We start from the raw sequence: 20408 nt of genomic DNA, 5'->3' as shown, positions 1-20408 counted from the left end.
TGTGTCGTCGAGGCGTGGTGGTGGGCATCGGCGCCGCTTCCGCCGCGCGGACGGCTTGTCGACGTCGTCTGCGCCGGCGTCCGCCGCGCCGTGCGGACCGCTAGTTCGCCAGCTGGACGGGAACGCTCGCCAACTGGTTGTCCCAGAGGAAGTACATCGCGCCGCCGGGGGAGGTCATGCCGACGAAACCGATCTGCAACTGATCCATCGAGTAGTCGACGGTCTCCACCGACATCGTCGTCCGCATGACGTCCTTGCTGTCGTCGTAGCCGTAGGCGCCCCACAGGGCGTTCGGGTTGTCTTCCGTGAAGGTCTGCTTGACGCCCCAGGTGCTGAAGATCAGCGTCCACGCCGTCGGATCCGCGAGGTCGGCGAACATGGTGTACTCGCCGGCGTTCAGCCGCTGCCCGCCGATGAGCAGATCCACCTCGGTCGTGAAGGTGGTCGTCTGGTCCGCCCCGACGCGCCACAGCGGCGCCCCGGCGTAGATGCGCTGACCGAACTGCTCGCCCTCGCCGAAGATGCCCTGCCGTCCGCGCAGGATCGGACGACCGTAGTGGATGTCGATCCAGTAGCCGCCCTCGTAGCGGCCCTCTTCGTTGTAGCTCCCGCCGATCTGCGTCGCCGTGTGGCCGCGGGTGCTGAGCGGGCGGCTCTGCGCCGCGGCCTCGTTCACGATGATGCCTGCCACCGCGACCACCGCGGCGATGCCCACAATCTTCAATACCGAACGCATGCCTGTCCTCCTTGAGTGGTTCGAACCGCCGTCCGTCCGTTGCCGAGGTTGTTCGGGTGCGCCGGAGACCTCCGGCTGCCGTGGATGGCGAAGCCGGCGACCGTCCGACCTTCCAGGATGGATCGAACCGCGCCGGCGCGGCAAGTCGCCGCCGGCTCCGATTGCCGCCCAACCGGGCCTGACCAGAAGTCTACGCCGTTCTACGGCGCAGACTTCCAGGGCGCGGTCTCCCGGCGGATCAACGTGGCCGGCTTCGCGGCCAGCAACCGGGCGAAGAAGTCGTTCCCCTTGTCGTCGACGACGATGAACGCCGGGAAGTCCTCGACCTCGATCTTCCAGATCGCCTCCATCCCCAGCTCGGGGTACTCCAGTACGTCGACCTTCCGGATGCTGTGGTCGGCGAGCCGCGCCGCCGGCCCGCCGATGGATCCCAGGTAGAAGCCGCCGTGCCGCTTGCACGCCTCGGTCACCTGCCCCGAGCGGTTCCCCTTGGCCAGCATCACCATGCTGCCGCCGTGCGACTGGAAGAGATCGACGTAGGAGTCCATCCGCCCCGCGGTCGTCGGACCGAACGACCCCGACGCGCGGCCCTCCGGCCGCTTGGCCGGGCCGGCGTAGTAGACCATGTGATCCCGCGCGTAGGCGGGAAGCTCCTCGCCTGCGTCGAGCCGCTCCTTCAGCTTCGCGTGCGCGATGTCGCGCGCCACGATCATCGGCCCCGACAGCGACAGCCGCGTCGCGACGGGGTACTTCGTCAGCTCGGCGAGGATGTCCGGCATCGGCCGATTGAGGTCGATGCGGACGACGTCGCCCGGCAGCTCCCCTTCGGTGACGTCGGGCAGGAAACGGGCCGGGTTCTCCTCGAGCTGCTCCAGGAATATTCCGTCGCGCGTGATCTTCGCCAGGGCCTGCCGGTCTGCCGAGCACGAGACGCCCAGGCCGACCGGACACGACGCGCCGTGCCGGGGCAGGCGGACGACGCGGACGTCGTGCGCGAAGTACTTCCCGCCGAACTGCGCGCCGACCCCGATCTGCCGCGCGAGCTCGAAGATCTCCGCCTCCAGGTCGTGATCGCGGAACGCGCGGCCGTGCTCGTTGCCGCTCGACGGCAGCCGATCGAGGTACTTCGTCGTAGCCAGCTTCAGCGTCTTCAGGGTGAACTCGGCCGAGGTGCCGCCGACCACCAGCGCGAGATGGTAAGGCGGACACGCCGCCGTCCCGATGGTCTTCAGCTTCTCCACGACGAAGCCGAGCAGCGAGGCCGGATTCAGCAGCGCCTTCGTCTCCTGATAGAGGAAGCTCTTGTTGGCCGACCCGCCGCCCTTGGCGATGAACAGCAGCTCGTACTCCTCGCCCGGCTCGGCGTAGATCTCGATCTGCGCCGGCAGGTTCGAGCCGGTGTTCTTCTCCGTGTACATGTCGAGCGGGGCCATCTGCGAGTAGCGCAGGTTGCGCTGCTCGTAGGCGTCGAAGACCCCCTGCGACAACGCCACTTGGTCGTCCCCGAAGGTCAGGACGCGCTCTCCCTTGTGGCCCATGACGATGGCAGTGCCGGTGTCCTGACACCCCGGCAGAACCCTGTCGGCCGCGATGCAGGCGTTGCGCAGCAGCTCGAGCGCCACGAAGCGGTCGTTCTGCGACGACTCCGGGTCGTCGATGACCTTGCGGAGCTGGGCCAGGTGGCCGGGCCGCAGCAGGTGCGCCACGTCGTCGAACGCGACGCGCGCCACCGCGCGCAGCGCCTCGGGCTCGACCTTCAGCATCTCGGCCCCATCGACGCGGATCGTCGACACGCCGTCCGAGGTCAGCTTCCGGTAGGGGGTCTCGTCCGGTCCGAACTCGAAAATCGGTTGATAATGGAAGTCAGCCATCGCGGGGGGATCTTACCCGGAACGCCCCGGAACGCCGGCCTGGATTCGGAGTCCGAGAACGCCCATGAACACGTTCGCTCTCATCATTCTCGTCGCGCTCGTCGGGGAGTACCTGCTCCATCTCGCGTCCGGCGCGCTCAACGTGCGCGCGTTCAGCCCGACCCTACCGGCCGAGTTCGCGGGCGTCTTCGACGACGAGAAGTACGCCCGGGCGCAGCGCTACACCGCGACGCGCACCCGCTTCGGACTGCTCCGCGGGGCGTTCGACCTGGCCGTCGTCCTCGCGTTCTGGTTCGCCGGCGGCTTCGCGTGGCTCGACACCCTGCTGCGCGGGCTCGGCCACGGCCCGGTCGCCACCGGTCTGCTCTACATCGGCGCGATCGGGCTCGCCTCGATCCTGCTCGGCCTGCCGTTCCGGGCGTACTCGACGTTCGTCATCGAGGCGCGCTACGGCTTCAACCGCACCACCGTGGGCACGTTCGTCGCCGACACCCTGAAGAGCCTGGTCCTCGCCGCCCTGCTCGGCGGCCTGCTGCTGGCCGTCGTCCTCGCCTTCTTCGAGTGGGCCGGACCGCTGGCCTGGCTCTGGTGCTGGATCGCCGCCACCGTCTTCATGCTGGCCGTCCAGTTCATCGCGCCCACCTGGATCATGCCGCTCTTCAACAAGTTCACCCCGCTCGACAGCGGCGACCTGCACGACGCCATCCTGGGCTACGCCCGCAAGGCCGACTTCCCGCTGCGCGGCCTCTTCGTCGTCGACGGCTCGCGCCGCTCGTCGAAGGCCAACGCCTTCTTCACCGGCTTCGGCAAGAACAAGCGCATCGGGCTGTTCGACACGCTGGTCGACGACTACACCGTTCCGGAGTTGGTCGCGGTCGTGGCCCACGAGGTCGGCCACTACAAGAAGCGGCACATCTGGCAGCGGATGGCGCTCTCCATCGGCCATCTCGGGGCGATGCTCTGGATCCTGTCGCTCTTCCTCGGACAGGAGGGGCTGTTCGCGGCCTTCTACGTCAGCGAGCCGTCGGTCTACGCCGGCCTGCTCTTCTTCGGCCTGCTCTTCACGCCGGTCGAGCTCGTGCTTTCGATCCTCGTCAACCTCTTCTCCCGCCGGAACGAGTTCGAGGCCGACCGCTTCGCCGCCGAGACCACCGGCAGCGGCGAGCCGCTGATCGCGGCGCTCAAGAAGCTCTCGGCCGACAACTTGTCGAACCTGACGCCGCACCCCCTGGCGGTATTCCTCGACTACTCGCACCCGCCGGTGCTGCAGCGGATCGCGGCGCTGCGGCAGACGGCGGCGGGGTGAGGGCGGCGGGCAAGACGTCAACCCCCGCCGGCCGGTGAGCGGGTTGTAGGCTTCGATTTCCAGCGCGGCGTCGAGATCGTGCATCCGGGACGGGTCGAGGCCCGACCGGAGATGCATCGGCTTCGCCGCGACCCGAAAGCGCGGCTCCGTTCTCGTTCCGCTCGGCCTGCCCCCGATCCGCAGGTTTTCCTTGCACAGGACCGGCCGGAGTCCTACCATGCGATGTTTGAGGGAATGTCCATGAGGAAACCAAGATTCGGCGCTCTGATTCCGCTCGCCGTGCTCGCGATCGGGCTCGGCGGAAATCTCGGGACCGCGGTGGCGCAGGAGCCGTCGCAGCTCGAGTTCCACCGTGACATCCGGCCGATTCTCGCCGAGTCGTGCCTGCTCTGCCACGGGCCCAACGAAGCCATCCGGCAGGCCGACCTGCGGTTCGACACCGACGACTTCCTCGACAGGGTCGTCGTGCCGGGCGACGCGGAAGCCAGCGCGCTGTACGAGCGGCTGACCACCGAGGACCCGATCAGGAAGATGCCGCCGGCCGGCATGTCGCTGAGCGACGAGCAGATCGACCTCGTCCGCCAGTGGATCGACGGCGGCGCGGAAATGGGGACGGCGCTGGCCGACGCGGACGTGCCGGCCATTCCGGAACGGACCGTCGACTTCGCCCGCGAGGTCCGGCCGATCCTTTCCGAGAACTGCTTCACGTGCCACGGGCCGGACGCGGAGGCGCGGCAGCGCGGCCTGCGGCTGGACGTGGCGGAAGGGCCCTTCTCGGATCGCGGCGAGTTCGGCGGGCCGGTCATCACTCCCGGCAACGCCGACGAGAGCCTGCTGATCCACCGGGTCAGCGCCGAAGACGCCCGGGTCCGGATGCCCTACCGGCTGGGCCTGAACACGCCCGTCATGCCGGGCACCGACGAGGACGCCCTCGACCCCGGCGAGATCGAGACCCTGCGGCTGTGGATCGATCAGGGCGCCGAGTGGCAGTCGCACTGGGCGTTCATCCCGCCCGAGCGGCAGTCGGTGCCGCCGGTGGCCGGCGCCGAATGGGTCCGCAACCCGATCGACAACTTCGTCAAGGCGCGGCTCGAGCGGGAAGGCAGGGAACCGTCTCCCGAGGCCGACATCCTCACCCTGCTCCGCCGCGTCACGTTCGATCTGACCGGGCTGCCGCCGACGGAGGGCGATATCGCCGCCGTCCTCAGCGACGACTCGCCCGACGCCTTCGAGCGGCACGTCGACCGCATGCTCGAATCGGACGGTTACGGCGAGCGGATGGCCGCCGAGTGGCTCGACGGGGCCCGCTACGCCGACTCCAGCGGGTATCAGACCGACGCCCCGCGCCAGATGTGGCGCTACCGCGACTGGGTGATCGACGCCTACAACGACAACATGCCGTTCGATCAGTTCACCATCGAGCAGATCGCCGGCGACATGCTCCCCGACGCCACCCTCGAGCAGCGGATCGCCACCGCCTTCAACCGCAACCACAGCCAGAACGGCGAGGGGGGCATCGTCCCCGAGGAGTTCCTGGTCGAGAACGTGGTCGACCGCGTGTCGACGACGGGCACGGTGTGGATGGGGCTGACGCTGGGGTGCGCGCGCTGCCACGACCACAAGTTCGACCCGATCTCGCAGAAGGAGTTCTACGAGATCTACGCCTACTTCAACAACATCCCCGAGCGCGGCAACCTGCGCGGCCTGGGCGCGAAGGCGTTCAAGTACTTCAACTCGCCGCCGCTCGTCACCGCGCCGACCGAGGCGGACTTCGCCCGACTGGCCGAGCTCGACGAGACGCTCGAGAAGGCGCGGGAGGAGTTCGCGAGCATCGAGACCGAGGCGGCCGACGCGCGGGCCGAGTGGGAGAGCTCGCTGGCGGGCGCCTGGCCGATCGACTGGGTCCTGCGCGACAAGCTCCTGGTCCATCACCCGCTCGACGGCGACATCGGCGGCGCCTACAGCGGCGAGTCGGTGATCCCCCACCAGGGCGTGACCTCCCACTTGCGGACGCCGCGGGCGCCGGTGAGCTACCAGTTCCCGATCAACGTGACGCTGGAGGACGGTCTGCCGCGCTTCGCCCCCGGCCGGGTGGGCGAGGCGATGAGCTTCGACGGCAAGCGGTTCATCAACGCCGGCGACGTCGCGAACTTCACCTACGCCGAGCCGTTCACCCTCGCCGTCTGGATCTATCCCACCGCGGCCGACGGCGTGATCGTCTCGCGCGCGCTGGCCGGCGACCAGGGCGAGCAGGGATGGGGCCTGTATCTGCTGGAAGGCAAGCTGCAGGTCAACCTGTCGCAGCGCTACGCCGACGACGGGCTGCGGATCGAGTCCGTGGACACGCTGCCGCTCAACGAATGGCAGCACGTGCTGGTGACCTACGACGGCAAGCGCGTGCCGGAGAGCTTCCGGATCTACGTCAACGGCGAGTCGCGGGAGATCAACCCGCTCCTCGACGGCATCAACAACCCGATGCGGACGCGCGAGCCGCTGCGCATCGGGGCCAGCGGAAGCCCGCCGGAGAACTCCGGCGCCACCGATTCGAGGCCCCGGTTCCAGGGGATGATCGATGACGTCCGCATCTACATGGAGGCCCTGACGCCGGAGCAGGCGGCCGTCGTGGCGACCGGCGAGACGCTGACCGAGATCGCCCGCATCGCGCCGGCCGGCCGGACGGCCGGGCAGGCCGAGAAGCTGCGGCTCGCCTTCCTCGACCAGTACGCGGCGCCGGAGGTGCGGGACGCGTGGCAGAACGTCAAGGACCTCGAGCGCGAGCGCGCGGCGCTCTGGGACAGCTTCCCCACCGTCATGGTGATGGAAGAGATGGAGCCCCGGCGCGACACCTTCCGGCTGATCCGCGGCGCCTACGACGTGCCGGGCGAGCGGGTGGATCCCGGCGTGCCGGCGGTGCTGCCGCCGATGCCGGACGATGCGTCGAACGACCGACTGGGGTTCGCCCAGTGGCTCGTCCAGCCCGACCACCCGCTCACCGCCCGCGTGGCCGTGAACCGCTTCTGGCAGATGTACTTCGGGACCGGTCTGGTCAAGACGTCGGAGAACTTCGGGCTGCAGGGGGAGTACCCCAGCCATCCCGAGCTGCTCGACTGGCTGGCGACGACCTTCATCGACTCCGGCTGGGACGTCAAGGCGCTGCAGCGGGCCATCGTGACCAGCTCCACCTACCGCCAGGCGTCGAATCTGACGCCGGAGGCGATCGAGGAGGACCCGGAGAACCGCCTCCTGGCGCGCGGACCGCGCCAGCGCATGACGGCGCACATGGTCCGCGACCAAGCGCTCTCGATCGCCGATCTGCTCGCCCCCCGGCTCGGCGGACCGTCGGTCAGGCCGTACCAGCCCGAGGGCCTGTGGGAAGAGCAGAGCAGCCAGGAGTACCGGCAGTCCACGGGCGACGACCTGTACCGCCGCAGCCTGTACACCTACTGGAAGCGGACGCTCGCGCCGCCGTCGATGCTGGCGTTCGATTCCTCGACGCGCGAGACCTGCGTCGTCCGCCTCAGCCGGACGAATACCCCGCTGCAGGCCCTGAACCTGATGAACGACGTCACCTACGTGGAGGCGGCGCGCAGGCTGGGCGAGCGGATGATCGTCGAGGGCGGCGCGACGCCGGACGAGCGGATCGCCTACGCCTACCGCCTGTCGACGGGGCATCGGCCTTCGCCGGACGCCAGGGCGGTCCTGCGCGAGACCTTCGACGACTTCCTGGGCGAGTACCAGGCCGATCGGTCGGCGGCGCTGGAGTTCGTCGACGTGGGCGCGACGCCCCGCGACGAGACGCTGGACGTTGCGGAGCTGGCTTCCTACCAGATGGTGGCCAGCATGATCCTGAACCTCGACCGGACGATCACAAAGGACTAGACCGATGAAACCGCAAACCGACATGCAGACGCTGCTCTCTCGCCGGCGGTTTCTCAAGCGATCGAGCACCGGGCTCGGTGCGGCCGCGGTCGCGACGCTGTTCCGCGACGACCTGCTCGCGATGGGGGCCGGCGCCCCCGCCGAGGCGGTCGGCGGGCTGCCGGGGTTGCCCCACTTCGCGCCCAAGGCCAAGCGCGTCATCTACCTGTTCCAGGGCGGCGCGCCGTCGCAGCACGAGCTGTGGGACTACAAGCCGAAGCTGGCCGATCTGTACGGCACGGACCTGCCCGATTCGGTGCGGCAGGGCCAGCGCCTGACGCCGATGACGGCGTCGCAGGCGGGCTTCCCCATCGTCCCGTCCAAGTTCAAGTTCGCCCGGCACGGCGAGTCGGGGGCGTGGATCAGCGAGCTGATGCCGCATACCGCCAAGGTGGCCGATGAGCTCTGCTTCATCAAGACGATGCACACCGAGGCGATCAACCACGACCCGGGCATGACCTTCCTGCAGACCGGCAACCCGTTGGCGGGCCGGCCCAGCGTCGGCGCGTGGCTGTCGTACGGCCTCGGCAGCATGAACCAGGACCTGCCCACCTTCGTCGTCATGGTCTCGAGCCGCGGCGGCAACCAGGTGTACGACCGGCTGTGGGGCAACGGGTTCCTGCCCTCCGAGTACCAGGGGGTCAAGTTCCTCTCCACCGGCGATCCGGTCCTGTACCTGTCGAATCCCGCGGGCGTCGACCGCAGTGCGCGGCGCCGCTTCCTCGACGCACTGGGCAAGCTCAACCGGCAGGACCAGGAGGAGTTCGGCGATCCGGAGACGGCCACGCGCATCTCCCAGTACGAGATGGCCTACCGCATGCAGGCCTCCGTGCCGGAGCTGACCGACCTCTCGGACGAGCCGGAGTCGACCTTCGAACGCTACGGGCCCGACTCGAGGACGCCGGGGACCTTCGCGGCCAACTGCCTGCTCGCCCGGCGCTTGGCGGAGCGCGACGTGCGCTTCGTCGAGGTCTTCCACCGGGGTTGGGACATGCACACCCAGCTCCCGCGGCGGATCGAGACCCAGGCCAAGGACGTCGACCAGCCGCAGGCGGCGCTGATCCAGGACCTGAAGGAGCGCGGGATGCTGGACGACACGCTGGTCGTCTGGGGCGGCGAGTTCGGGCGCACCGTCTTCTGCCAGGGCCGCCTCACCGAGGAGACCTACGGCCGCGACCACCATCCGCGCGCGTTCACCATCTGGATGGCGGGCGGCGGGTCCAAGGCGGGCACGACCTACGGCGAGACCGACGACTTCGCCTTCAACATCGTCAAGGACCCGGTGCACATCCACGATCTGCACGCCACGATGCTGCACCTGCTCGGCATCGACCACACGCGGCTGACCTACCCGTACCAGGGCCGGAACTTCCGGCTGACGGACGTCCACGGGAAGATCGTCGACGGCGTCGTGGCGTAGACCCATCGTCACCGGGAGCCTGTGTCGTTCTACGGCGCAGACTCCCGGCGGCCGTTCTCGAAAACGGCGGTACCGGATGGCCCGGCGCCGCCGTTCGTTTCTTTCCTCCCCTGCTACCCGCTTCGCTCGCGCACCCGAATCTCACCCGTCGTCGGCTCGCGCTGCCTCGTCGAGCGCCTTGAAGCACGTGCAACGACCGGCCGATAATCCGGTTCGCAGCGCGGCGGACCGGGAACCATGAAACGCTCGAATCTCCTCGAACTGATCGCCGGCGGCGAGAACTCCGGGCTGGAGTTCAAGCGGGACGACGTTCGTCCGGAGCAACTCGCCAAGGAAGTGGCGGCCCTGGCCAACTTCCAGGGTGGCCGCATCCTGCTCGGCGTGGAAGACGACGGCGCCGTAACCGGCATCCGGCGCGAGCATCTCGAACGGTGGGTGATGGACTCTGTCTTCGGGCAGATCGTCCACCCCATGATCCTGCCGTTCTACGAGGAGGTTCCGGTCGACGATGAACGGCGCGTTGCCGTCATCACCGTGACGCAGGGCGCAACCAAGCCGTACGTCGTCCGGTATCGCGGCCGGGAGGACATCTACGTCCGCGTCGGCAGCACGTCGCGCCTGGCGTCCCGCGAGCAGCAGGCGCGTCTGTTCGCGGTCGGTGGACTGATTCATACCGAGCTGTTGCCGGTCTCCGGCAGCGGCCTGCGCGACCTGAGCCGGGACCGGCTGGCGGACTACCTCACCGCCATCGTCGGCGATCGGAACGCGCCGGCGACGGACGAAGCGTGGCATGCGCGGCTGTGCGCGCTCGGATTCATGGTCGAGCGGGAAGACGGACCGCCCGTGTGCACGATCGCCGGGCTCGTCCTGTTCGGGTATCGGCCTCGCCGTCTGCTGCGCCATGCCGGCGTCCGCTGGATCTGCTTCAAGGGCGCCGCAAAAGCCTACGACGCCCTCGACGACCAGGTGCTCGAAGGGCCGCTCGTCGATCTCTGGCGCGTACTGTCGGGAGGCCGTGAGCGAGTGGAGAAGGGTCTCATCGAACGTCTTGCCGATGCGATGCGCCCGTTCGTGTCCGAGGAGGCCCACGACGTGGACGAGTCCCTGCGCCGGGAACGGCGCTGGCACTACCCGCTGGACGCGCTTCGCGAGGGCATCGTCAACGCGCTGACGCATCGGGACTGGACACGGTACGAGGAAATCGAGGTGATCCGCTACAAGGACCGGATCGAGATCACCAGCCCCGGTGCGCTGCAGAACGGCATGACCATCGAAAAGATGATTGCCGGCCAGCGCGTGCCCCGCAATCTGCTCATCTCCGAGACACTGCGCGACTACCGCTACTCCGACGCGCGCGGCATGGGCGTCCGCAACAAGATCATTCCGTCGATGCGGGCGCACAACGGCCTCGACCCCGAGTTCGAGGCGACCGAGGACTATCTGCGGCTGACGTTGCGCCGACGAGTGACGGATTGACGGAGGGCGCCGCGAGCCCTCCCCACGCTACGGCATCGGCAGCAGCGCCTCCACCCCCGCCGGCAGGTGCTGGTCGAACGCGATCAGCAGGACGGCATCGGAGACGTGCTGCGCCATCAGGTCCACTAGGTCGACCAGGTTGGTCGAGCCACCGACCGCCTCCAGGGCGCTGGCGTAGGTCTCCGGGGTCACGGTGTGCGGACCGAAGAGCTGGCGGCCGAAGTCGATGAGCGCCGCCTCCTTGTCTCCGAGTCCCGCGATCGATCCGCCGCTGCGCACGACCTCGACGACAGCGGGGTCGAGGCCGTTCTCGACCGCGGCGGGCTCGGTGAGGGTCCACGTGTACTGGTCGTCGTACGCGCGGGCGGTGACCAGGATCGCCAGATCGAGCAGCGGACGCGCCACGTTCGCCTCCAGCGACTCGCGCCCCGCGCCGTGGCCGCGAATCTGTCCCGGTCCCGTCCCCTGCGGAGAGAGCGTCCGGCCGTAGAGGCTGGGGGTGGAACGCAGCGTCTGGGCCGGGGCGGGCAGCAGCGGCAGGCGGCTCTGCGACTGCGGATCCACGTCGTCCGGCTGCGTGAACGGCAACGGCAGGAACTGCGGCCAGCCGGGCGGCATGTGCTGGTTGAACGCGGCCAGCCGCCCCGCGGTGCCGGCGTAGCGCGCCATCAGGTCGACGACGTCGACGAAGTTGGCCTCGCCGAACAGATCGACGGCGCGCCGGTAGGTCTCCGCGCTGAGGTGGTGCTCGCCGTAGATCTCGCGGCCCGCCTGGATGATAACCGCATCCCGGTCGCCGAGCCCGGACAGGCTTTCACGGTTGCGCACGACGTCGATGACGTCCGGGTCGAGGCCCACCGCCACCGCCTCCATCTCGTGCAGCGACCACTCGAAGGGCGCGTCGTGCTCGCGCGCGGTGATCAGGATGGCGAGCTCCAGCAGGGGACGGCCGACCGGGGATTCCCAGCGGGCATTCAAGCCCGTTCCCGCGCCGCGTATCGCGGCAGCCGCGGCGGCTGGGCCGCCGGCGGGGTCCGGTGCGGGCGTCGAGAGCCGGTTGCGGGACTCCGCGTTGACGTCCGCGGGGAGCGAGGACTGCGTGCCGGGTGCGCCGGAGGCGGGCGATGCGCTCGCCGGGAACGGCGTGACCGCCAAACAGAGGACGGTGCCGAGTATCAGAACGAACGGCGGTCTCGTGAACGCATGCATCGGTCGACTCTCCCCTCCGTCACATCCCCGCCGGCGTGAACTTCTGCACGCGGCGGCCGTTCAGCGTCTCGCCGACGTACACGTTCCCGTGCGAGTCGACCGCCACCGAGTGCGTCGCCTCGAACTGGCCCGCCATCCGCCCGCGGCGGCCGGTGGTCCCGAGCGTCTCCAGCGAGGAGTGCCGCACGGTCCAGAGCAGGTGGTTGCCGCCGTCGGCGTTGTAGATGTACGTCTGGTCGGGGTCGGGCGAGAAGGCGATGTCCCACGTCGAGGCGCCGGCCGTCTCCTTGCCGATGAACCCCTCGCGGACGAACGTGCCGTCCTTCTCGAAGATCTGGAGCCGGTGGTTCATCCGGTCGCAGACGTAGACGAGCCCCTCGTCGGATAGCTGCACGCAGTGGACCGTGTCGCCGAAGATGGGCGACGGGTCCGCCTGCTGGTCGTAGGACGCGAGCTCGCCGTCCACCGGCGGCCGGCCGTACGCACCCCAGTGCCGCTTGTACTCGCCCGTGTCGGCGTCGAAGACGATGACGCGGCGGTTGCCGTAGCCGTCGGCCACGTAGACCTCGTTGGCCTCGGGGTCGACCCCGATGTCGGCCGCGCGGCCCAGCCGCGTCGTGTCGTGGCTGCCGCTGAGCGGGCCGGCGCTGCCGATCTGCAGCAGGAACGTGCCGTCGCGGGAGAACTTCAAGACCTGCCCGTCGCCGTTGCCGTTGCCGCCGACCCAGACGTTGTCCAGGTGGTCGACGAAGAGGCCGTGCTCCTCGTTGGGCCACTCGTAGCCGTCGCCCGGTCCGCCCCAGGCCTGCACGACGTCACCTTCCTGGTCGAACTCGATCACCGCCGGGGCGGGCACGCAGCACTCCGAGGTCGGTGGATCGGCCGCGGCGCCGCGCTCGCTCTCGGTCAGCGACCGGGGCCGGTGCAGCACCCAGATGTGGTCGCGCGAGTCGACCGCCACGCCGATGACATGCCCGAGCAGCCACTTGTCGGGCAGCGGCTGCGGCCAGAACGGGTCCACCTGGAGCATGGCCCCCGGCGCCTCTTCCTGCGTCGTGGCGCCGTCGAGCGCACTGTGGCCAAGGCCGAACGCGATGCCGCACGCGACTACGAACGCCGCCATCCACGCCTGATGTCTCCGCTGCATCGGTGCCTCCCTCGCCAGAACTCCGAGACACGTGCCGAGTGGTGCGACCGCTCGCTCGCGTCGCTCGTCAACTCCAGCACATGCAGCCCCGCGATGCAACCGCGGGATCCCGTTGAACGCCCCGCGGCAAGGTGATAGTGTGAGCCGTTGCCGTTGAACCCCGAGTTCACCTGTCGACAAGAGAGCCTTGGCATGCAGCAACCCGGGCGCCTACAGCTACCACCACTGCGCGCACGTGAAGATTACGGCGAACGACTCGATGCCGATCGACGAGGCGTGGCCGGCGCAGCAGAGCGCCACGGACCAGTAACCGGCAGTTGGAAGAGGGCGGAACCATGAGAGACGGAAGAGCAGCCCGGCGGCGGTGGACGGCATCTTCGGGCGCGGTCTTCGCGGCCGGGATCGTGGCGCTGGCGATGATGCCCGGCGCGGCGGCGGCGCAGGGCGGCGCGGCGGACGAGATCACGTTCACCAGGGATGTCGCCCCTATCCTCTACGACTCGTGCGTGGTCTGCCACCGGGCCGGCGAGATGGCGCCGATGGCGCTGACGACCTACGCCGAGGTGCGGCCCTGGGCCCGGTCGATCAGGAACCGCGTGGTCGCGCGGGAGATGCCGCCCTGGCACATCGACAAGAACATCGGCATCCAGGAGTTCAAGGAAGACATCTCGCTGCAAGACGAGCAGATCGCCACGATCGCGGCCTGGGTGGACGCGGGGGCGCCGATGGGCAACCCGGCCGACCTGCCGGAGATGCCCGAGTTCCCGGACTGGTCCGAGTGGCAGATCGGCGAGCCGGATCTGGTCGTGCGCTATCCGGACTACCTGGTGCCGGCGGAAGGACCCGACCTGTTCGGCTCGCTCTACGCCCCGTTCGGCCTGGAGGAGGATCGCTACATCAAGGCGATCCAGACGCGGCCCGTGGACGAGCAGTCGCGGAAGGTCGTCCATCACGCGCTGTCCTACGCCGTGGACCACGACTACGACGACCTGGCGAACGACGGCACGCAGGACCAGGGCGTGTTCCTGGTGGAGTACGCCTCGGGCAAGGGCGCCGAGATCTACCCGGAAGACTCCGGCAAGCTCTTGCCGGCGGACAGGAAGGCGCGCGCCAGCTATCACCTGCACTCCATCGGCGAGCCGGTGGAGGCCGGGATCGAGCTCGGCATCGTGTTTCATCCCGAAGGCGAGGTGCCCAAGTACATCCGCTGGTCGAAGCAGCTCGCCCGACACAACACCGACCTCGACATCCCGGCCGGCGCGGTCGTTCGCCAGGACGGTTACGAGCGGCTGAAGTACCCGGCGAAGCTCACGGCGTTCCAGCCGCACATGCACATCCTCGGCAGGTACCAGTGCCTGGAGCTGATCTATCCGACCACGCCGATCACGAGCGAGGTCGTCAGTTGCGCCAACTTCGACTACAACTGGCACCTCGTCTACAACTACACGGACGATGCCGCCCCGCTGGTGCCGGCGGGCACCATCCTGCACACCATAAGCTGGCACGACAACACGGAGTCCAACCGCGCCAATCCGGATCCGACCAACTGGACCGGCAACGGCGGGCGCACGATCGACGAGATGGGCTTCGCGTGGATCGGCTGGTACGACCTGACGCAGGAGGAGTACGAGCAGGAGCTGTCGGCACGCAAGGCGCGACGGCAGGCGGCGACCGACAACGACGACGATTGAGTCGCACATCGGTAGTCCGGGCGCGGGGAGTCGGCGCGAGCGCTGCCGGGCGGCGGCCCGGCGGAGCTCGGTCCCCGGCACGCGGGCGCCGCGCCGCGCGCCGTGCCGAACCGGCTTCACCACGGCCTCCCCCGGAGGCGGCGGTCGCAGGCGGAAATCGCCAGCGGGAAAGGTATGGCATGTCGATGAACGTCCGACGGCTTCTGACAGCGGTTCCGCTCGGCTTCCTCCTGCTCGCCGCGCCGCCTGCCGCGGACGCCCAGCCGACGGCCTACAACCTGAAGTACAGCACGGGCCAGACGGTGCAGCCGGTCTTCGAGGGCTGGTCGAGAAACCCCGACGGCAGCTTCACCATGCACTTCGGGTACTTCAACCGCAACTTCGTCGAGGAGGTCCACGTCCCGGTCGGACCGGACAACCACTTCGATCCCGGCGAGTTGGACTCCGGCCAGCCGACGTTCTTCCACCCGCGCGCCCAGCGCCGGGTGTTCAGCGTCCGCGTGCCGAGCGACTTCGGGGACCGGCGCCTGGTCTGGAACCTCACCACGCAGGGTCAGACGCTGCGGGCAATCGGCTGGCTCGAAGCGACGTGGCAGACGGCCGCCCGCTCGGCCGGCGGCCGGCGGCTCAGCGAGGAGGCGGCGAGAAACCGGGCCCCGGCCATCGCGGTCGACACGCTGCCGGAAGCCACCGTGCAGAGCGAGGTGACGTTGAGCGCGCGGGTGACGGATGACGGGCTGCCGGTCGTCCGCGACATCGACCCCGCCGATCGCGCGCCGGGCAACAACGATCCCCCGACGCTGCAGCCCGATCCCGACGATCCGGAACCGCCGCGCAACGTCCCGTCCGTCCCGGATCGCCGCGGCACGGGCCGGCAGGAACCGCGCGTCCGCGGCCTGCGGGTGTCGTGGATCGTCTGGCGGGGCCCCGCCAACGTGTCGTTCGATCCGGCCGCGACCGTCGCGGTAGAGGACGGGCAGGCGGTCGTGCAGGCGACGTTCACCGTCCCCGGCGACTACGTGCTCAGGGCGGAGGCCAACGACAACCTGCTGACCACCGAGCACGACGTCGCGATCACGGTTCGCTGACGGCGCGGGCGAAGCACCGTCGCAGGCCCGGTTGGGCGGCAATCGGAGTCCGCAGTGCGACCGCTGCCTGCGGTTGCACTGCGGCAGGATTGTCGGGCTAGTTCCGTGGCTCGCCGAGGCAAGCTGCGCACTCCTCGGCGGACATCTCCGCGGTGCAGAGCACGCGCAACGACTCGATCGGCACCCCCGGCCGGCTACCGAGGAAGCGCTCGCAAGCCGGGCTCGCGGACCCGACCGGCGGCTCTGCCGGCGCATAGGCCGCGAGCGGGTACTGACAGCTCAGCTCTACGGCCTGCACGGCCGCAGCCAGCGCGCGGAAGACCGAGCCGGCTCGCTCCACCTCCGAGGTCAGCCGCCGCTCGGTCGTCCGGTAGGTCTGCACCTGCTGGTTGCACCCGTCCCGCAGCACGGCTTCACGGATCGGGCTGGTTTCGCGATCGATCCGGAACACCTCGAGATCCTGCATGCAGCGCGTGTGGTCGTCCCGGTTCTCGACCAGCGCAGCCTCCAGCGAGGCGATGGCGCCGCTCGTCCCGTTCGCTTCCGCGGCGGCCGCCCGGAGCGCTTCGAGTCCGTCGGCGCACTGCCGCCACTGCGCCTGCGCCGGCACGGCCAGCAGTGACAGACCCGCGGCCACCGAGACGATGCGGCAGTGGAGAGTCATGGCAGCCCCCAAGCGGACACGTCGTCTCGTCGCTGCCCGTCCCCGATCGACCGGCAACCGCCGCGACGGTGCTCCATTTCAGTACGGTTCAGGTACACCCCAAGAGTGCCCGCATGTCAAGGGTTCTCGACCACCGGCCCAGCGAAGCAGGAGGTCGCGCATCGACCGTGCAACGTTTCGCGGTATAGTTGTAAACGTCGCCATGGGTGTCACTCACGTCGATGTCACGGTGCGAAACCCGGCCGACCCAACCCGGAGCTGGGAGGGCAGCTTCCTCGTAGACACGGGCGCCATCGACTCGCTCGTGCCGCGATCCCGATTGGAAGCGATCGGCATCCGACCGGAGGGACAGCGCGTCTACGAGCTGGCCGACGGCAGCGAAGTCAGCATGGACGTCGCGGGCGCACGGATCGAGTTCATGGGAGAGCTGACCGCCGGCCTCATCATCTTCGGCGACGCCGACGCCGAGCCGCTGCTCGGGGTGACGGCGCTGGAGTCCGTGGGGGTGGAAGTCGATCCGCAGAGTCAACGCCTGAAGAAGCTGCCGGCCGTGCGACTGAAGAGGGTGCGACAGGATTCCAACTCGTAACCCGACGCGGGAGCGCCTCGCGGCTCACGGGTCTCGAAGTCGCGACGCTGCCGACGGCTCCGCCCCTTCGAGCTCTTCGACCACGGCACGGAGAAACCGCGCCGCCTCGGCGCCGGTCACCGCCCGGTGATCGAAGGTCAGCGACAGCGGAAGCACGCGGTGGACGGCCGGCGCGCCATCCGTGGCGACGACCTGCTCCGTCATCCGGCCCACGCCGAGTATGGCGACCTGCGGCGGCACCACCACCAGCTCGGCGTGCTGCCCGCCGACGGTCCCGAAGTTCGACAGGGTGATCGTCTGTCCGCGCAGCTCGCCGAGCGGGATCGTGCGCTGCCGAACGTCCGCCTTGAGCCGTTCGAGGCCGCGTTTCAGCGCCACCGCATTTCGCCGGCCGACGTCGCGGAGCACCGGGACGAACAGGCCGTCGTCGTCCAGATCCACGGCGATGCCGAGATCGATCCGCTCGTGCAACCGGCGCGACATCGTCTCCGGCTCGAACCAGGCATTCAGGGCCGGCGCGGCGGCGCAGCCGGCGGCCACCGCGCGGATCAGGCGCAGGGTCACGTCCGCCCCCGCCGGCCACGCCTCGACGTCGGCCTGGTCGGTCACCGTTGCCGGCACGACCTCGGCGTGGGCCTTCGCCATCCGCTCGGCCATCGCGCGCCGGGGGCCGCGTAGCGGCTCGGCGGGCGCCGCCGCAGCGAACGCCTGGGCCGCGCGCTCCACGTCCGCCGTCGTGATCGCACCCGCCGGTCCGGTCCCCTGCACCAGCGCCGGATCGATGCCCAGCTTGCGGGCCAGCGCGCGTACGGCCGGCGTCATCCTCCCACCGGCGGCCCGAGGCGCGGCGGCGCGCGACGTCTCGGCGGGCGCGGTCGCGTCGATGGTCCCGACGACGGTCCCCGCGTCCGCCTGCGCGTCGGCGGACTCGAACTCCACCAGCGGCTCGCCCACCGCGACCCGGCCGCCCGTGGCGCCGTGCAGCCTGACGACGCGCGCCGACCGCGGCGACGGGATCTCGACCACGGCCTTGTCCGTCTCGACCGCCACGAGCGGCTGATCCGTGACCACGTGGTCGCCCTCCGTCACGTGCCACGAGACGATCTCCGCTTCCTGCAGTCCCTCGCCGAGGTCGGGAAGCGTGAACGTGTCCGTCGTGTTTCCACCCAACCCCAGACTCCCTCGATCAAGAGAATGCGAGTGTTTCCCGCGCCGCCGCCAGCACGCGTCCGGTCGACGGCAGGTAGAGGTGCTCCAGGCGCGGCAGGGGCGGCACGGTGTCGTAGCCGGTGACCCGCCTGACCGGCGCCCGCAGCGACAGCAGTCCGTGCTCGGCCAGCCGCGCGGCGATCTCTGCGCCGAAACCGGCGGTCAACGGCGCCTCGTGGACGATGACGCAGCGACCCGTCTTCTCCACCGAGCGCAGAATCGTCCCCATGTCGAGCGGCGACAGCGTGGCGACGTCGAGCACGTCGGCGGTCACGCCTTCGGTCGCCAACCGGTCGGCGGCGGCCAGCGTCTCCACGATCATGGCGCCCCAGGTCACCAGCGTCAGGTCGTCCCCGTCGCGAAGCTGGAAGCAGGAATCGAGGGGCGCGGCCGCGCCGTCGTCCGGCACCCCTTCCCTGGACGCGCGGTAGATCCGCTTCGGCTCGAGGAAGAGCACGGGGTCCGGATCGCGGATCGCCGCAAGCAGCAGCCCGTACGCGCGGGCGGGCGACGACGGGATGACGACGCGCAGGCCCGGGACGTGGGCGAACATCGCCTCGGTGCTCTCGGAATGGTGCTCGATGGCATGAATGCCGCCGCCGTACGGCGCGCGAACCACCAGCGGGCAGGTCAGCCGCCCCCGCGTGCGCCACCGCAGCCGCGACGCGTGGCAGACGAGCTGGTCGACCGTGGATTGGATGAACCCCATGAACTGGATCTCGGCGACCGGCCGAAACCCCTGCGCCGCGACGCCCACCGACAACCCCGCGATGGCGGTCTCGGCGAGCGGCGTGTCCCGCACGCGGCCGGCCCCGAAGCGATCCAGCAGGCCGTCGGTCACCCGGAAGACGCCGCCGTCGATCCCAACGTCCTCGCCGAGCACGAGCACGCGCTCGTCCTCCGCCAGCGCCCGCGCGAGCGCGGCGTTGAGCGCCTGCACCATCGTCCGCTCGACCCGCTCAGCCATCGTCGGATCGCGCCGCCGCCGCCCGCGCCTCGGCGGCCGCCGCGCGCTGCTCGGCCAGGTCGGCCGGGAGCCGCTCGTACATGTAGTCGAAGACCGCCTCGGGCGGCTGGGGCGGCGTCGCCAGGTACTCCTCCGCGGCGCGATCCACCTCGGCGGCGCACGACGCCAGCGTCGCTTCCTCCTCGTCCTTCGACCAGCCGTGCGCGGCGGTCAGGTGAACGCGCAGCCGCGCGATCGGGTCCTCCCGCCAATGGCCTCCGACCGACTCGTCGTCGCGGTAGCGGCTCGCGTTGTCCGCCGTGGTGTGGTCGGACAGCCGGTAGGTGATCGCCTCGATCAGGTGCGGACCGGCGCCGTCGCGGGCGTGCGACAGCGCGCGGTGCACGGCGTCGCGCACGGCGACGACGTCGTTCCCGTCGACTTGCTCGCCGGCGAACCCGGCGGCGATCGCCTTCTGGGCCAGCGTGGCCGCCGCCGTCTGGGCCGAACGCGGCAGCGAGATGGCCCACTGGTTGTTGGTCACGACGAACACCACCGGCAGCCGCCAGGCGCCCGCGACGTTCAGCGCCTCGTAGTAGTCGCCCTTCGAGGTGGCGCCGTCGCCCGCCACGCAGACCGCGGCCCGGCGCTCGTTCCGAAGCTGAAACGCGAGGGCGACCCCGACGGCGTGCGGGGCGTGGCTGGCGACCGGCACGCAGATCGGGAAGTCTTCGCGGGCGCGGCCGAAGTCGCTGCCCCGCTCGTCGCCGCCCCAGTAGAGGAACAACTCGGTCGGCGTGACCCCGCGGAGGAACTGCGCGCCCTGCTCCCGCGCGTAGGGCAGCAGCACGTCGTCCGCGGCCATGGCCGCCCCGAGCCCCACCGCCACCGCCTCTTGGCCCAGGCAGGACGGGTACGTGCCGAGCCGGCCGGTGCGCTGCAGGGCGATCGCCTTCGCGTCGAAGGCGCGCGTCAGCACCATCGCGCGATACAGCGACACGAGCGCGTCACGGTCGCGGGCGAAGGCGGGCAGCGGCCGTTCCGGACGACCGGCCGGATCGAGGTATCGCCGGTACTCGATCTCGAACGACGCGACGGCAGTCACTACTACCACCATGCCACGACTCGCAGCGCGGCA

The 20408-nt window shown here is 69.9% G+C and carries 15 protein-coding genes; 7 read left to right on the top strand and 8 right to left on the bottom strand.

Going from position 1 to position 20408, the window contains the following annotated elements; translation table 11 throughout:
• Window positions 1-100 precede the first annotated feature (100 nt).
• Together F4X11_12400 and F4X11_12395 are read right to left on the bottom strand one after the other, a co-directional pair.
• A complete protein-coding gene (locus F4X11_12400) occupies window positions 101-736 on the bottom strand; it encodes a DUF2911 domain-containing protein (GenBank protein MYN65810.1) in 636 nt (211 codons plus the stop codon).
• Between the two features lie 200 nt (window positions 737-936).
• Entirely contained in the window at window positions 937-2607 is a 1671-nt protein-coding gene (locus tag F4X11_12395) for a fumarate hydratase (protein ID MYN65809.1), read from the bottom strand.
• Between the two features lie 64 nt (window positions 2608-2671).
• On the opposite strand from F4X11_12395, the gene F4X11_12390 reads away from it, so the two are divergent.
• From F4X11_12390 to F4X11_12375, 4 genes are all read left to right on the top strand, one after another.
• On the top strand, window positions 2672-3913 hold the full coding sequence (locus F4X11_12390) for a M48 family metallopeptidase (GenBank protein ID MYN65808.1): 1242 nt from the start codon (window positions 2672-2674) through the stop codon (window positions 3911-3913).
• Between the two features lie 111 nt (window positions 3914-4024).
• Complete coding sequence (locus F4X11_12385) at window positions 4025-7792, top strand: DUF1553 domain-containing protein (GenBank protein MYN65807.1); 3768 nt, start codon at window positions 4025-4027, stop codon at window positions 7790-7792.
• Window positions 7793-7796: 4 nt separating this feature from the next.
• Window positions 7797-9251 (top strand): DUF1501 domain-containing protein, encoded by a 1455-nt coding sequence (locus tag F4X11_12380; GenBank protein ID MYN65806.1) that lies wholly within the window; start codon window positions 7797-7799, stop codon window positions 9249-9251.
• A gap of 237 nt (window positions 9252-9488) precedes the next feature.
• Window positions 9489-10727 (top strand): transcriptional regulator, encoded by a 1239-nt coding sequence (locus F4X11_12375; GenBank protein ID MYN65805.1) that lies wholly within the window; start codon window positions 9489-9491, stop codon window positions 10725-10727.
• Window positions 10728-10754: 27 nt separating this feature from the next.
• Here F4X11_12375 and F4X11_12370 read toward each other — a convergent pair whose 3' ends face one another.
• Both F4X11_12370 and F4X11_12365 read right to left on the bottom strand, forming a co-directional pair.
• Entirely contained in the window at window positions 10755-11936 is a 1182-nt protein-coding gene (locus tag F4X11_12370) for a hypothetical protein (GenBank protein ID MYN65804.1), read from the bottom strand.
• Between the two features lie 19 nt (window positions 11937-11955).
• Window positions 11956-13083, bottom strand: a complete 1128-nt coding sequence (locus F4X11_12365) for a hypothetical protein (GenBank protein ID MYN65803.1) — start codon at window positions 13081-13083, stop codon at window positions 11956-11958.
• A gap of 335 nt (window positions 13084-13418) precedes the next feature.
• Between F4X11_12365 and F4X11_12360 the strand changes: the two genes are divergently transcribed.
• Both F4X11_12360 and F4X11_12355 read left to right on the top strand, forming a co-directional pair.
• Window positions 13419-14774: a hypothetical protein gene (locus F4X11_12360; GenBank protein ID MYN65802.1), complete on the top strand. Its 1356-nt coding sequence runs from the start codon at window positions 13419-13421 to the stop codon at window positions 14772-14774.
• Window positions 14775-14953: 179 nt separating this feature from the next.
• On the top strand, window positions 14954-15862 hold the full coding sequence (locus F4X11_12355) for a hypothetical protein (protein ID MYN65801.1): 909 nt from the start codon (window positions 14954-14956) through the stop codon (window positions 15860-15862).
• A 97-nt stretch (window positions 15863-15959) separates the two neighbouring features.
• Here F4X11_12355 and F4X11_12350 read toward each other — a convergent pair whose 3' ends face one another.
• Window positions 15960-16526, bottom strand: coding sequence for a hypothetical protein (locus tag F4X11_12350; protein MYN65800.1), 567 nt, complete (start codon window positions 16524-16526; stop codon window positions 15960-15962).
• 202 nt (window positions 16527-16728) lie between these two features.
• Between F4X11_12350 and F4X11_12345 the strand changes: the two genes are divergently transcribed.
• On the top strand, window positions 16729-17115 hold the full coding sequence (locus F4X11_12345; protein MYN65799.1) for a clan AA aspartic protease: 387 nt from the start codon (window positions 16729-16731) through the stop codon (window positions 17113-17115).
• Between the two features lie 24 nt (window positions 17116-17139).
• Here F4X11_12345 and F4X11_12340 read toward each other — a convergent pair whose 3' ends face one another.
• The 3 genes from F4X11_12340 to pdhA are packed head-to-tail and all read right to left on the bottom strand — an operon-like array spanning window position 17140 to window position 20375.
• Complete coding sequence (locus tag F4X11_12340) at window positions 17140-18285, bottom strand: 2-oxo acid dehydrogenase subunit E2 (protein ID MYN65798.1); 1146 nt, start codon at window positions 18283-18285, stop codon at window positions 17140-17142.
• A gap of 16 nt (window positions 18286-18301) precedes the next feature.
• On the bottom strand, window positions 18302-19291 hold the full coding sequence (locus F4X11_12335) for an alpha-ketoacid dehydrogenase subunit beta (protein ID MYN65797.1): 990 nt from the start codon (window positions 19289-19291) through the stop codon (window positions 18302-18304).
• Window positions 19284-20375 (bottom strand): pyruvate dehydrogenase (acetyl-transferring) E1 component subunit alpha, encoded by a 1092-nt coding sequence (pdhA, locus tag F4X11_12330; protein MYN65796.1) that lies wholly within the window; start codon window positions 20373-20375, stop codon window positions 19284-19286. Before pdhA ends, F4X11_12335 begins: the two co-directional genes overlap by 8 nt.
• Window positions 20376-20408: the final 33 nt, after the last annotated feature.

The sequence above is a fragment of the Acidobacteriota bacterium genome (assembly GCA_009861545.1).
GTDB lineage: Bacteria > Acidobacteriota > Vicinamibacteria > Vicinamibacterales > UBA8438 > WTFV01.
This window is presented reverse-complemented; position numbering and strand designations above follow the sequence as displayed.

Excerpts from the sequence above, each read along its gene's own strand:
- F4X11_12400 (MYN65810.1), bottom strand. The coding sequence starts at position 736 with ATGCGTTCGGTATTGAAGATTGTGGGCATCGCCGCGGTGGTCGCGGTG.
- F4X11_12395 (MYN65809.1), bottom strand. The coding sequence starts at position 2,607 with ATGGCTGACTTCCATTATCAACCGATTTTCGAGTTCGGACCGGACGAG.
- F4X11_12390 (MYN65808.1), top strand. The coding sequence starts at position 2,672 with ATGAACACGTTCGCTCTCATCATTCTCGTCGCGCTCGTCGGGGAGTAC.
- F4X11_12385 (MYN65807.1), top strand. The coding sequence starts at position 4,025 with ATGCATCGGCTTCGCCGCGACCCGAAAGCGCGGCTCCGTTCTCGTTCC.
- F4X11_12380 (MYN65806.1), top strand. The coding sequence starts at position 7,797 with ATGAAACCGCAAACCGACATGCAGACGCTGCTCTCTCGCCGGCGGTTT.
- F4X11_12375 (MYN65805.1), top strand. The coding sequence starts at position 9,489 with ATGAAACGCTCGAATCTCCTCGAACTGATCGCCGGCGGCGAGAACTCC.
- F4X11_12370 (MYN65804.1), bottom strand. The coding sequence starts at position 11,936 with ATGCATGCGTTCACGAGACCGCCGTTCGTTCTGATACTCGGCACCGTC.
- F4X11_12365 (MYN65803.1), bottom strand. The coding sequence starts at position 13,083 with ATGCAGCGGAGACATCAGGCGTGGATGGCGGCGTTCGTAGTCGCGTGC.
- F4X11_12360 (MYN65802.1), top strand. The coding sequence starts at position 13,419 with ATGAGAGACGGAAGAGCAGCCCGGCGGCGGTGGACGGCATCTTCGGGC.
- F4X11_12355 (MYN65801.1), top strand. The coding sequence starts at position 14,954 with ATGTCGATGAACGTCCGACGGCTTCTGACAGCGGTTCCGCTCGGCTTC.
- F4X11_12350 (MYN65800.1), bottom strand. The coding sequence starts at position 16,526 with ATGACTCTCCACTGCCGCATCGTCTCGGTGGCCGCGGGTCTGTCACTG.
- F4X11_12345 (MYN65799.1), top strand. The coding sequence starts at position 16,729 with ATGGGTGTCACTCACGTCGATGTCACGGTGCGAAACCCGGCCGACCCA.
- F4X11_12335 (MYN65797.1), bottom strand. The coding sequence starts at position 19,291 with ATGGCTGAGCGGGTCGAGCGGACGATGGTGCAGGCGCTCAACGCCGCG.